Source organism: Aliiglaciecola litoralis, assembly GCF_039523355.1.
Lineage (GTDB): Bacteria > Pseudomonadota > Gammaproteobacteria > Enterobacterales > Alteromonadaceae > Aliiglaciecola > Aliiglaciecola litoralis.
Map to the genome: position 1 here is coordinate 44,889 of NZ_BAAAFD010000006.1, position 13,923 is coordinate 58,811.

Sequence of the window (13,923 nt, forward strand, 5' to 3'; positions counted from 1 at the left end):
AATAAACACAGTTTAATCTCAATTAGGTGTTTATTGAGCTTCAATAAACACCCCTTGGGTTTTGCCATGTTCGGTGGTTATATCGTATTTGCTGTTGCGCATCTGGTAATCAGCAACAATATCATTGACCATTGCCATTCCCTGACGTTTTAAATGCTCGCATAAATAGTGGGCAGGCATGCTTTTAAGCTTTCGCGAGATTTCTTCTCCCGCTTCTATCCACAGTGCCTGATGTCCTTTTTCATGATCCACTAAATTATCATAATAGAGATCAAAGGTACGCTTCAGCGTCTCAGTTGACGTGGTTCGGTTTGACATTTTAGGTAAGGTATATTCCCCCTCAAGGTACACGACCACTTCCTTGATCCGGCATAAGTTGTTTTCAATTTTCCAACCAAACTTAGGAAATAATTTCCATTGGGTTCCGCCGTGAAAAAGCTGGTTTTCTTTATTTACGGGGGAGTGTTTACGCAGTTCTATTTTTATTTCTGCCACTGATTGGGGCTGAATATTATAATGATGGAATCGCTCTCGTAATATCACCTGCGCCTGAGCATGAGAATTTATAATACTAATAAAAGTCAAACAACAGAGTAAAGCAATACTAAGCCACTTATCGATAACCCTTTGTATTTTATTCTTAATTGTCATGCTGACTACTTTTATTGTATGCCTCAAAGGCATAGGCTGAGTAGCCACTTTGAGGCCATCTTAAGTCAACTTTATAGCTGCATAAACACCGTACAGAAATATTCAGATTAGAGTGCCTCTTGTCATAGATTAAGGTCTGATTGGGGTTACCTCTTGTTACTATCATGTCACCATTGTAGGTATGTCCCTGATGATGTCGATGGCAATACCCGTTAATTTTAGTCGAGTTTTGCACCAAGCGGCAGAATTTGCCTATTTAACCTGAACTCAGTTCATTTCGCTTGGATAGGTATAAGGTCAGCCTATTATTCATACAATCAATGGCAATTTACGCTGAGTTGGCTACTATTTGAACTATGTCACCAAGCGTAAACATTCTGTTTTGCGTGTCAGGGATGCACTATGAAAAACCTGTCTACTCGTTCAAATCCAATGATCATGATTGGCTTAATCGTAGCAATGATCTTGTTGATAGGGGCTATTGTTATCTCGGCTACTCGCCCCGCTAGTAGTGACAAAGTTGTCCATTTGGCGGCTGGGGAGTGGGCTCCTTATGTGGGCGAGTCGCTACCGGATAATGGCGTTGCAGCGGCAATTGTTGAGCTTGTATTTAAACAAATGGGCTATCAAACTCAACTGCAATTTATGCCATGGACCCTGGTGCAAAATCGCGCTGAACAGTCGCAAACTAACCGTCAGATCAGGGGTATCTTCCCTTATATTCACAGTCAGCAAAGGGAAGGGCAGTTTTATTTTAGTGACGGCATTATTGACATTACCTATGGCGTATTTTATCACGTATCCAATACTCCCGAAGCAAAGCTCATAACCCAACATCAAGATCTCAAACAATTTTCAATCATCACGTTGCAAGGCTATAAATACGCCCAAGAAATTCAGCAATATCTGCCCCAGTTCACCTGCGATCAAAAAGATACGATGCAAGGGCTCGAAGCACTAGAGCAAAATCTCACTTCGGTGATCATTAGTTTTAACGACTTTTCTGACGAACTTGTTGCTGTCGTTTTGTCTGGTCCTCAAACCGGCCAGCTTGGGGGCAATAACGACAAGCTATTCAAACTGTCTATTAATCCGGCCCAATTGTCAGATAAATTAACCTGGACAGGCACGCAAAATATCGTTGTTTACGGGCTAGGGACCAGATTCAATAGCACAGATTTTTCCAATAAGATCGATGAATATCAGCTGATAATGACGTCGCAAACGGCGCAGTTACTTGACCTAAAACACGTGAAACACAGCTGTATTACCGATGATGAGGCCTCTGCTTTAGTTAATTTGGCATATTTATCCAAACCCAAAGTAATGATTGAAGCTATCCAAGTCGCCGAAAATATATTGTCGTCATCGCTTCCTGAATTAGCGCCTTATATTCAGCGAAGCTCATACTCAAAGCCTGTTCCTCATCGAATGATGTTCCCTAAAAATAACCCCAACAATTTAGGGTTGCGAGATCAGTTTAACTTGCGACTTAATGAATTACGTTCGAACCAACAAGCATACGACAAACTGGTGCGCACTACGGTGAACAAGATCCAATTATCAACGGCGGTGTCTTTGGTGGCTACGTCGGGCAACACGTTGGTAAATGCCGGCGTTTTTGACCAGCAAATGCAAACGTGCCAGTTTGATCCACCGGTGTTTTTTCCAAATGGTTCTAAGGCCTCAGTACGTCAATGGTCCAGCGTTTTCTTAAGGGCTAAGCAAGACGGTTCACGTCCCTATGTGCTGGCCAGAATTTTAAACGGGCCTTTAGCTGGCAGTCCCAATCTCTATTGCTTTGCCCCCGAAGCCATTAAGTTGCAATGAACAGTGAGAAATATCAATGAAAACTAAAAAGAGGTACAGCATACTTTCGCGTTCAGCCCCCTACCTATTGATCATTTACTGTGTCGCAGTATTGTTGTTTTTCTTGGCTGAACTCAAGTTATTCGGGCTCGATGAATATTTGCGAGCCACTAATCAAGTGTTGATTTTGTTCGCATTGCTGATCATGCCCTTTGTGATCATTAACATGCCGAGTTTTATTCAATCATTGACACTCAAGATATCGGATAAAGAATTGCACGTGCAATTAAATGAGATGGAACAGAGTTTCAATGACACTATTACTAAAGTTCAGCAGCAAGTAAGTACCTCAGAACAGTCGTTTTGGCCAATTCTTGCAGGCGAAGATATTCATGCTGATAGTCGCATTCAAGGGCCTGATCCACGAATTATTATTGGTGCTAAAAACGATCCATCACAATTGTTTTTTACCGAGTTACTGGCATTAGCACTGACTAACAGTAACCCAAATATCATCTGTGATATTCGCTATCCTAATGGCGATAGCATGCATAATTTTGCCGAGCTCAAATATCGGTGGATTGATATTTACATGGATTACACAGGCACCTGTATTCAATATTTTAATATTCAACATCTTGATAGTGAAAATCAACCTAAAAGCGCTGATGAGATCAGCAACGAATTAAATCAATATGGTCAACAGTTGGGGATAAAATGGTTGCCAGTATTAGGTTGTAGCGAGGATTATTGTTTAGTGATTACACCTGAGTTGCAAGAGCAAGAAAAACTGTACTCTTTGCAAGATTTAAAAAAACAAGCAGGGAAACTCACTATCAGTGCCGACCCAGAGTTTATTAACCGGAAAGATTGTTTATTGGGGCTTAAAAAATACGGAATTAAGTTTAAAGACGTGTTGCCATGCAGCGTCACCGATCGGTATGCGGTATTAGGTACAGAAGAGGCGGAGGTTTTTGTTGGTTATGAGTCGGATCCAGAGTTGATATCTCAAACCGTAGTGGCTTTAACCGATCCTGATCAGTTTTTTCCCCGTTATCATGCGCAACCCTTGATTTCGCAAAAGTTACTGACAATATTGCCGGCGCTAGAACAAGATTTGATGGTTTTGGCGGATTGCATGGACACTCAAATGCTCAATGCCATTGTTAATAAAATGGCCCGTTCGAACTTTGATCGACAGCGAGCTCGAGCTGAGGCAAAAGTGGTGTTTGCGCAAGCCTTAGCTCGCGCATCGGCAACCTAGGGGGTAGGACTATCCCCACTGAACATGGGGATATCAAACTACAACGGCATTTACTGAGCAGATAATGCCGATGCTACTTTCGATTGAGACTGCCTGCCAAGTGTGTTCATGATATTACGGCCAGCCAAGGCCAGCTTGTTGATATCAATACCGGTGTGAATATTCATGCCGTTGAGCATATAGATCACATCTTCTGTGGCAACATTGCCTGATGCGCCTTTTGCGTATGGGCAGCCACCAAGACCCGCAACCGCGCTATCGATGGTAGATATGCCCATTTGTAACGCGACCAGTATATTGGCCAAGGCTTGTCCATAGGTATCGTGAAAATGCACAGCAACTTTCTCAACGGGGACATATTCGAGTACGGCATTAAGCATGTCCGCGGTCTTCAACGGGGTACCCACCCCAATAGTGTCGCCTAAGGAAATCTCATAGCAGCCTAATTCGAGTAGTTGTTTTGCTACCTTTGCCACCGCCTGTGGCGCAATGTCACCTTCGTAAGGGCAGCCCAGCACACAAGACAAATACCCTCTGACTGGTATGTTATTGGCTTTGGCTTGAGCCACGACAGGCTCGAAACGTGCGATACTTTCAGCGATCGTACAATTGATATTTTTCTTAGAAAACGATTCAGAAGCTGCGCCAAATACGGCAATTTCATCAACCTTAACCGATAATGCGTCTTCAAAGCCTTTGAGGTTTGGTGTCAGTGCCGTGTAGGTAACGTCTTGGTGGCGTGACAATTGACTAAATAAGCGCTTGCTGTCTGCCATCTGTGGCACCCATTTGGGCGACACGAAGCTACCGGCTTCTATCACCTTAAGACCCGCCAAGGCTAGCTCATCAATTAACTTGAGCTTGTCTTCTAAGGCGATGATTTGTTTTTCATTTTGTAAACCATCGCGAGGTCCCACCTCAACGATTTTCACTGCACTTGGAATACCCTGCATCATCGTAAATTACCCTCGCTATGGGCAGCGTGTTGGTTATTCTGTTTCATCAGTGGCCTCGAACGTCAATAGCGCACTACCACCATCAACTAGGTCGCCAGGTGAATAGAAAAACTCCAGCACTTTACCAGCACTTGGGGCTTTGATCGCATGTTCCATTTTCATCGCTTCCATCACCAATAAGGTTTGTCCTTTTTCCACTTGCTGTTGCGGCTCCACCATCAATCCAACTAAAGTGCCATTCATTGGTGCGTTGAATCCGCCGTGATGGTCATCTTGGTCGGATAGGCCTAAATCGGGCGTAACTAACGCACACTGGACCGCAAACTTAGGCGTGAAAAGGGTACTGTAGTTTTCATGTTGAGCCACTTTAATAACCTGCCCATGGCCATTCACATTGACACTAAGCTCACCGTTTTCAAGTTTGCCGTGGCAAACGTAACTTTGACTACCATGCTGAATTTCAAAGCTGCGTAGTAACGAGTCATTTTGGTCCGCGTGAATAACACGGATATCATATTGACAATTTTGCACACTTAAGGTTAAAGCTTCTTGATGAAATTCGTTCATACGCCAGTGATTACCAGCTTGCCATGGTGAATGTATTGACTGCTTAGGTTGAGCTTGAACACGGTCTAATACTAGGTATACAGCCGCTAATGGAATTATCGATTCGTGAGTTTGTGCAGCACTGACAAACAGTTCGGCTTCATGCTCTTCAATGAAGTGAGTGGTTAACTGCGCATTTGCAAAGGCATTGTGAGAAGCCAAGTTGTACAGAAAGTCGATATTGGTGGTAACCCCTTGAACTTCGTATCGGCTCAATGCTGAGGTGAGTTTAGCCAAGGCTTTTTCACGGTCTTTATCCCATACAATGAGTTTGGCAATCATAGGGTCGTAGTAGGGGGAGACGGCATCATTTTGCAAAACACCCGTGTCTACTCGGGTATGGGCATCTTCACAAGGCGGGATCAACCGAGTCAGTGTGCCGGTTGAAGGTAAAAACTCATTGTTGGGATCTTCAGCATAAATTCTCGCTTCAAAAGCATGGCCGTTTATCGCCAATTCTGATTGTTGCTTAGGCAGCGTTTCCCCTTGAGCCACTAGCAATTGCCATTCAACCAAATCTTGTCCCGTGATCATCTCAGTAACCGGATGTTCTACTTGCAAGCGCGTGTTCATTTCCATGAAGAAAAATTGGCCGTCATTTTCAAGTAGAAACTCAACCGTTCCTGCGCCAACGTAGTTGATCGCTTGCGCTGCTTTTAACGCTGCCTCACCCATTTCACTGCGCAACGCATCGGTCATTCCAGGTGCGGGGGCTTCTTCGATTACTTTTTGGTGACGGCGCTGCACAGAACAATCTCGTTCGAACAAATACACGCCATTGCCGTGCTGATCACAAAACACTTGGATCTCAACATGTCGTGGTTGTGTCAGGTATTTTTCGATCAACATAATGTCATCGCCAAAACCAGACATGGCTTCACGCTTGGCGGCGTCAAGGGCTGCAAAAAACTCATCACTGTGACTGACTTGACGCATGCCTTTACCACCGCCACCAGCAGCGGCTTTTAGCAGCACGGGATAGCCCATTTCATCAGCATGCTTTTTCAGAAACTCAGGGGCTTGTTCATCACCATGATACCCTGGTACTAAAGGAACTCCGGCCTCTTGCATGATTTGTTTGGCCGCGGATTTTGAGCCCATAGCCTCGATTGCCGGGACGGGAGGACCAACAAATATAATATTATGTTGTTCACATAAGCGGCAAAATTGTGCGTTCTCAGACAAAAAACCATAGCCGGGATGTATAGCATCAACATTGAGCTTAATCGCCGCCGCGATGATTAACTCACCTTTCAAATAACTGTCTTTTGAAGGTGCTGGCCCCAGCCTAACTTTTTCGTCAGCCATTTTTACGTGTAGGGCATTGGCATCAGCATCGGAATAAACGGCAACGGTCGTTATGCCCATTTTCTTCGCGGTTTTGATTATCCGACAGGCGATTTCACCTCGATTGGCGATCAATAATTTTTTAATCATCTTAGGGGTACTCATTTGCTAGTGCGCCATGCTGGAGTGCGTTTTTCCAAAAATGCCGAAAGCCCTTCTTGGCCTTCCTCGGAAACACGAATGGTGGCGATGCGTAAACTGGTTTTTTCGATAAGCTCTTCAGCTAAGGGTTCGTCTTTGACATCGAATACTAATTGTTTAGCGGCAGCGACAGCGACAGGGCCATTGTTAAGAATTTGCCGAACGATGTCTGCAACCGTCGATTCTAGTTCTTCTTCAACCACGGCTTCGCTGACTAAACCCAATCGTCTTGCACGTCGAGCAGAGAAGACTTCAGCGGTCATAAAATACCGTCGCGCTACTCTGTCTCCCATCGCATCAATCACATAAGGACTAATAGTTGCTGGGATCAAGCCAAGCTTCACTTCGCTCAAACAAAACTTGCTGAGTCGACTAGCGATCGCGATATCACAACAGGCAACTAGTCCTACCGCACCGCCAAAAGCCGCACCTTGAATCTTAGCAATGGTTGGTTTAGGTAAGGTATATAAAGTATGCAACATGGTTGCCAGCGCATTGGCATCGGCTACATTTTGCTCGTAAGTATAGCCCGCCATGCGTTTCATCCAATTTAGATCCGCACCTGCACAGAAAGATTTTCCTGCGGCTTGAAGTACCAGAACTCGCGCGCTCTTGTCCCTAGCTACCTGATTAAATAGGGTGGTAAGGCGTAATATGACACTATCATCAAAGGCGTTGTGGATATCAGGCCGATTGAGCGTAATAGTGGCGACGCCATGCTCGTTCAGGTGATACAAGACACTTTGTGTTTCAGATTGCTGAGAAGAATTGTTGTCAGTCATTGAATTTGTCCCTATTACATGCGGAACACGCCAAAACGCGTGTCCTCAATGGGTTTGTTTAAAGACGCAGAAATTGATAAGCCCAACACAAAACGGGTATCAGCTGGGTCAATAACGCCATCATCCCATAATCTCGCGGAGGCAAAATAAGGGTGGCCTTGCTCTTCATAGGTATCAATGATCGGCTGTTTAAATTCCGCTTCTTGTTCCTTGGTCCAAGTTTCGTTCTGACGTTCTTTTTGGTCTCGCTTAACCTGCGCTAGAACGCCTGCAGCTTGTTCACCGCCCATCACTGATATGCGTGCATTAGGCCACATAAACATGAACCGGGGATCGTAAGCTCTGCCGCACATCCCATAGTTTCCTGCGCCGAAGCTGCCGCCAATTAAAACGGTAAATTTAGGCACTTTGGCACAAGCGACCGCGGTTACCATTTTGGCACCGTGTTTCGCTATGCCGCCTGCTTCGTATTGTTTACCGACCATAAAGCCGGTGATATTTTGTAAAAATACCAAAGGAATTTTGCGCTGAGCGCACAGCTCAATAAAGTGCGCACCTTTTTGTGCAGATTCTGAAAATAGGATGCCGTTGTTGGCGACTATTCCTACTGGATAGCCGAAAATGCGGGCGAATCCGCACACCAAAGTAGTTCCATACAAGGCTTTAAATTCATCAAATTCTGAGCCATCAACGATGCGAGCAATGATTTCTCTTACATCATAGGGCTGTCGCGCATCTTTAGGAATGATCCCGTAAATGTCATCGACTGGATAAGCCGGATCTTTGGGCTCGACCAAATCTAGGTAATTCGGTTTAACCCGATTCAGGCGAGCAACAGCATCTCGAGCCAGTTGCAATGCATGATGGTCGTTGTTGGCTAAATGGTCGACCACACCCGACGTTCGACAATGCACATCACCACCGCCCAATTCTTCAGCAGTAACCACCTCACCGGTTGCCGCCTTAACCAGCGGTGGTCCGCCTAAGAAGATAGTGCCTTGCTCTTTTACAATGATGGATTCATCGGCCATGGCTGGAACATAAGCTCCTCCAGCGGTACAAGAGCCCATCACTACGGCTATCTGCGGGATGTTTTGTGCTGATAAATTGGCTTGATTGAAGAAGATTCGGCCAAAATGTTCGCGATCAGGAAAGACATCTTCTTGACGCGGTAGGTTGGCACCACCAGAATCTACCAAGTAGATACACGGCAGATTATTCTGCTCTGCAATGGTTTGCGCACGTAAATGTTTTTTTACTGTCAATGGATAATAGGTACCGCCTTTTACGGTCGCATCATTGGCGACAATCATGCATTCCACGCCAGAAACACGACCTATGCCGGCTATTACGCCTGCGGCAGGAACATAATCTTCATACACGTTCCAAGCAGCCAGTTGCGACAATTCCAAAAACGGAGAACCACTGTCGAGTAGGCAGTTAATCCGCTCTCTAGGTAGTAATTTCCCTCTATCCATATGTCGCTGATTGGCCTTTTCGCCGCCGCCTTGGTTAATCTTTGCGACAACATTCTTAAGATCTTCAACCTGCGCCTGCATATGTGCAGTGTTGTCTTGAAAATCCTGACTTTGAGTATTTATTTTACTGACGATACGGGGCACAGATTCGCTCCTGGTTCGTAAATAATGATCTTAACTTAATGTCATGACAAAAAGATGTCATGACATCGACATGTTATTTCGTTTCGTTGAAAAGCTCTCGGCCAATTAGCATCCGACGTATTTCAGATGTGCCTGCGCCAATTTCATACAATTTAGCGTCACGCAACAAACGACCTGTTGGGTACTCATTTATGTAACCATTACCGCCAAGAAGTTGGATTGCGTCTAACGCCATCTTGGTTGCTAACTCAGCTGAATATAAAATTGCACCAGCAGCATCTTTGCGCGTTGTTTCACCACGGTCACATGAACGAGCAACCGCGTAAACATAAGCTCTGGCTGCATTCATTTGGGTGTACATATCAGCGACCTTGCCTTGAACCAACTGGAATTGGCCGATGGACTGACCGAATTGTTGGCGGTCATGAATGTAAGGCACGACGATATCCATGCAGGCTTGCATTATCCCTAGAGGACCGCCCGATAGTACTAAGCGTTCGTAATCTAGGCCACTCATAAGTACTTTTACTCCGCCGCCTTCTTGGCCAAGAATATTTTCTGCAGGTACTTCACAATCTTGGAATACCAATTCACAGGTATTAGAAGAGCGCATGCCTAATTTATCGAGCTTTTGCGCTTGGCTAAATCCAGCAAATCCTTTTTCCACAATAAAGGCTGTGATCCCTCTGGAGCCGCCATTAACATCTGTCTTAGCGTAAATAATGAAAGTGTGGGCGTCAGGGCCGTTGGTGATCCACATCTTGTTACCGTTAAGAATGTACTTATCACCTTTTTTATCGGCACGTAATTTCATGCTGACAACGTCTGAACCGGCATTTGGCTCGCTCATTGCCAAAGCGCCAATATGCTCTCCGCTGACTAATTTAGGCAAATATTTTGCTTTTTGTTGTTCATTACCATTTTTAGCCAGTTGGTTAACACACAAGTTTGAATGTGCGCCGTAACTCAAGCCAATGCCCGCGGAAGCGCGACTAACTTCTTCCATGGCTATGGTGTGCGCCAAATAGCCCATGTCTGAACCACCGTACTCTTCAGATACAGTGACACCCAATAAACCCATTTCACCTAGCTTAGGCCACAATTCATTTGGAAAAGCATTATTCTCATCGGCCTTTTCAGCCAAAGGAGCGATTTCTTTTTGGGCAAATTGATATACGTGATCGCGCAACATATCGATATCTTCGCCAAGCCCAAAATTTAACGTAGGGTAGGGAGCATTCATTCACTTTTTCCTTTATTTATTTGATCTAATTCGTCTCTGCATCGAGATTCAACATCATCCAACTCGGTCATCAACATGCGGATGTCTTCAAGTTGCTGATTTAATATCGCTCGTTTTTGTTCGGTCATTTCCAGCATCGCTTGTAGCTGAATTTTTGAATTCGTATGACTATCGTAAAGGTTAAACAACGTTTTGGTCTCACTCAGTGAAAAACCTAATCGTTTACCGCGAAGCACTAATTTTAGTCTAACCCGGTCTTTTTTACTGTAAACACGTGATTGGCCGACTCGTTTGGGGGCTAGTAATCCTTGTTCTTCATAAAACCGAATGGACCTTGGTGTTACATCTAAATCCTTGGAAAGTTCTCCAATGCTGTAGGTCACATCCGAATTCAAAGTCGAATCAGCAAAAGTAGAAGTGTCGCTGTGATTGTCTTTCATTTAGTTCTGCCTTGCCTGTCGAGACCGATGCCAACATATTATTACGCAAGTTTACCTTTACGTTCACGTAAACCTGGCAGCTAACTTAATTCACTGTGGTTTGAAATTCAACCTTACCGTTGTGCTTTAATTGCTGAGATAGCCCTTAAATGTTCAATTTGGTGTACAAAAAACTAAAAATATTCAGTAAGAACCGTTGTTTCGAAAAAATAACTTGAACTGTCGGATAGTAAGTGCCCCTCAATCAGGCCCTTTTTACGCTTATCTGCGCTGAGTCTTCTAGTAATAGGCCAGCTATGACGCCCGATAACTCGCCTTGCTAATCGCAAAATTGCATTATAGATGACTACTTGTGAAGGTTTGTTTGTAATTACCCTCTCTAAAACGATGAAATACCTATGTAATATTTGACAGTTCGACACATCTTATCCGAAGTTCAGCTTAAATAGAGTTAATGTGTTTTCGAGCTAGAAGTGAATGCTATTCAGCATTAAGATAGATGCACTGTTGTCCCGTTGATTTGAGTATTTATGTTCAATCGCTCCTTGATTATGTTGGTTTTTTCTTGTTTGGTTGTCCCCATGAGCTTCGCGCAGGCTGATGACGCTGAGATCAAAAACGTAAGTTATAGTTCCATCCTTGAATTGTCGTATCGGGCGGCTGATGCCACCTTAGTTTATGGTGACGATAAGCATCAATTTGGCAAGTTATGGCGTCCGTCCGTCAAATCAAGTGGCTTGCCAGCGTTGGTTGTTTTTATCCACGGAGGATGTTGGCTTAATGCTTTTGATATCGATCACAGCTTTCCGCTAACCAGCGCACTGTCTGAACAAGGCTTTTTGGTGTGGAGCATAGAATATCGCCGAACGGGAGATGAAGGCGGTGGCTGGCCCGGCTCCTTCCAAGATATTCAAGCGGGTATTGATTACATACTCAATCAATCACAAGAAACGTTTGATCCCAATAAGGTGTTTGTCGTTGGCCATTCTGCCGGAGGTCATTTAGCCACATTAGCCGCCGATCAGCGTAATGGAAAAGTCACCGCAATTGGGTTAGCTGCCATCACTGACGTGGCCAAATACGGGCAGGGCAAAAACAGCTGCCAGCAGGCAGTCCCAAAATTTATGGGAGGAAGTGCCAAGCAAAAGCCAGATGACTATGCTCAGGCAACCGCCAAATCTTTTGTACATAGCATTTTGCTGCATGGGTTGGCAGATAAGATAGTGCCGCCAAGCCAAAGTTCACAAACAAAAGCTCAAACGGTACTTATTGCAGATGCTGGGCACTTTGATTTTTTGCATCCAAAAAGTACTGCGTTTGCGGCCTTGCTGGCGACCTTAACAGCACCCCGTTATGACTCTGATTAGTCCGAAAGGAATCCGTGTTTAAACAGTAGTGTTAGCATATCTGGGAGCTGTGACGGTTTACGCATTAAGGGGGCGGAAATTCCAAGTTCATCATCGCAATGGCCAGAACCATTACCTTGCGGGCGTGATACAAACAATTGTTGTATTTTAATTGACCAAACTGCATACTTTGTAGACACCAATTATTCAATCCAGATATTTTTCATGACTTGGCAATGTGGCGTACTAGATGACAGGTAAATCCAAACAAATATTAATATGGATCATAGTACTCACTTGCAATTTGCCTTTGGTGTCCAATGTGTTTGGGCAAAGTCCCTTAAGATACACCTCACCCATTAGCCTAACCTATTGTGTTGATCCTGACTGGATGCCTTATGAAGCAATTCGAGTTGGCAAGCATGTTGGGTTATCGGCAGATTACATACACTTGATTGGCAAATACGCCAATATACAGTTTAACTTAATTGAAACCAGCAGTTGGGATGAGACCCTTGCTTTACTTAAAAGTGGTGACTGCCAAGTGGCCAGTATGTTAAACCCATCGCCTGAGCGAGAATCCTATTTAGCCTTCAGTAAGCCGTTTTTTAATGCCGAAAATGTGTTTGTGACTAATTCTGATATTCCATTTGTGGCAGGCTATGGGTCATTGCAATCTAAACGTTTAGGCTTGGTAAGAAACTACCGACATCAAGAGTATGTAGAGCGTTATTACCCAGAGTTAAACGTGACATTGGTAGAAAGTGAGTCAGCAGGACTATTGGCATTGTCTGCCAATGAAATCGATGTTTTAGTTGGCTCAATGCTATCGGTTGCTAGGCATATACAGAAATTTGGCTTGAATGAATTGAAAGTAAGCGGCCTCGCCAAGCCTCACGACCTACTGAGTATAGGGTTGATCAAAAGCCAAACCCAACATTTGGAAAGGATAAACACCGCTATAGACTTAATTACCGAATCACAACATGTTGATTTGTTCAGGCGATGGAATCAAATGACCGTTGTTGATAACACAGACTATCGCTTCTTTTATATTTCAGGAGCAGCATTGTTATTGTTCATTGCTTTAATGGCCTGGCGGAATTTTTATATTGTTCGGTTTAATCGTACACTGGTCGTAAAAAACCAATTGTTAGAAGATTTAAAAGTAGAGCTTGTTGAAAAAAACACGCAATTGGAATTTTTATCCAATCGTGATGCACTTACCTCTTTGTATAATAGATACTTTATGGTGCAACGCTGTGAGCAGGAGATTGCTAGATTAAATCGCTTTAAAGAAAATGCTTGTTTAGTGCTTTACGACATCGATCATTTTAAACAGATTAACGACACCCATGGCCATAGCTTGGGCGACAAAATACTCTGCGAATTGGCACAAGTCGTCGCAAGGGAAATCCGTCAAATTGATATCATGGCTCGCTGGGGAGGGGAGGAATTTTTAATATTATGCCCACAAACGGATTTAGTCGCGGCTAAAGCGCTATCACAAAGAATTCAGTCTGCGTTGGCAAAGTACTCATTCGACATCATCGGAAAGTTAACCTGTAGTTTTGGTATTGCTCAATACGCAGATAATGAGTCCTTTATTTCATGGTTTGACCGGGCAGATGACGCCATGTATCGAGGTAAAAAACAAGGGCGAAATGCCATAGTGACGGCGAATAGTGCGCCTGATATTGTCGAATAAAATGTTAG

At 44.1% G+C, this 13,923-nt stretch carries 11 protein-coding genes; 4 read left to right on the forward strand and 7 right to left on the reverse strand.

Annotated elements, in window-relative coordinates; translation table 11 throughout:
- Positions 1 to 30 precede the first annotated feature (30 nt).
- A complete protein-coding gene (locus ABD036_RS11360; RefSeq protein WP_343859980.1) occupies positions 31 to 651 on the reverse strand; it encodes a DUF922 domain-containing protein in 621 nt (206 codons plus the stop codon).
- A gap of 402 nt (positions 652 to 1,053) precedes the next feature.
- Between ABD036_RS11360 and ABD036_RS11365 the strand changes: the two genes are divergently transcribed.
- Both ABD036_RS11365 and ABD036_RS11370 read left to right on the forward strand, forming a co-directional pair.
- A complete protein-coding gene (locus ABD036_RS11365) occupies positions 1,054 to 2,481 on the forward strand; it encodes a substrate-binding periplasmic protein (RefSeq protein WP_343859982.1) in 1,428 nt (475 codons plus the stop codon).
- Positions 2,482 to 2,497: 16 nt separating this feature from the next.
- Entirely contained in the window at positions 2,498 to 3,724 is a 1,227-nt protein-coding gene (locus ABD036_RS11370) for an ABC transporter substrate-binding protein (RefSeq protein ID WP_343859984.1), read from the forward strand.
- Positions 3,725 to 3,774: 50 nt separating this feature from the next.
- On the opposite strand, the gene ABD036_RS11375 is transcribed toward ABD036_RS11370, so the two are convergent.
- The 6 genes from ABD036_RS11375 to ABD036_RS11400 all read right to left on the reverse strand — a co-directional run bounded on the left by ABD036_RS11375 (position 3,775) and on the right by ABD036_RS11400 (position 10,861).
- A complete protein-coding gene (locus ABD036_RS11375; RefSeq protein WP_343859986.1) occupies positions 3,775 to 4,680 on the reverse strand; it encodes a hydroxymethylglutaryl-CoA lyase in 906 nt (301 codons plus the stop codon).
- A gap of 33 nt (positions 4,681 to 4,713) precedes the next feature.
- On the reverse strand, positions 4,714 to 6,723 hold the full coding sequence (locus ABD036_RS11380; protein ID WP_343860308.1) for an acetyl/propionyl/methylcrotonyl-CoA carboxylase subunit alpha: 2,010 nt from the start codon (positions 6,721 to 6,723) through the stop codon (positions 4,714 to 4,716).
- 11 nt (positions 6,724 to 6,734) lie between these two features.
- The gene (locus tag ABD036_RS11385) at positions 6,735 to 7,556 is read right to left on the reverse strand and encodes an enoyl-CoA hydratase/isomerase family protein (protein ID WP_343859988.1); all 822 of its coding nucleotides are present in this window, start codon (positions 7,554 to 7,556) and stop codon (positions 6,735 to 6,737) included.
- 14 nt (positions 7,557 to 7,570) lie between these two features.
- Entirely contained in the window at positions 7,571 to 9,178 is a 1,608-nt protein-coding gene (locus ABD036_RS11390) for a carboxyl transferase domain-containing protein (protein WP_343859990.1), read from the reverse strand.
- Positions 9,179 to 9,251: 73 nt separating this feature from the next.
- Entirely contained in the window at positions 9,252 to 10,421 is a 1,170-nt protein-coding gene (locus ABD036_RS11395) for an isovaleryl-CoA dehydrogenase (RefSeq protein WP_343859992.1), read from the reverse strand.
- Complete coding sequence (locus ABD036_RS11400; RefSeq protein ID WP_343859994.1) at positions 10,418 to 10,861, reverse strand: MerR family transcriptional regulator; 444 nt, start codon at positions 10,859 to 10,861, stop codon at positions 10,418 to 10,420. Before ABD036_RS11400 ends, ABD036_RS11395 begins: the two co-directional genes overlap by 4 nt.
- Before the next feature lie 581 nt (positions 10,862 to 11,442).
- On the opposite strand from ABD036_RS11400, the gene ABD036_RS11405 reads away from it, so the two are divergent.
- Entirely contained in the window at positions 11,443 to 12,228 is a 786-nt protein-coding gene (locus tag ABD036_RS11405; protein WP_343859996.1) for an alpha/beta hydrolase family protein, read from the forward strand.
- Between the two features lie 229 nt (positions 12,229 to 12,457).
- The gene (locus ABD036_RS11410) at positions 12,458 to 13,915 is read left to right on the forward strand and encodes a diguanylate cyclase (RefSeq protein ID WP_343859998.1); all 1,458 of its coding nucleotides are present in this window, start codon (positions 12,458 to 12,460) and stop codon (positions 13,913 to 13,915) included.
- The last annotated feature ends 8 nt before the right edge of the window (positions 13,916 to 13,923 follow it).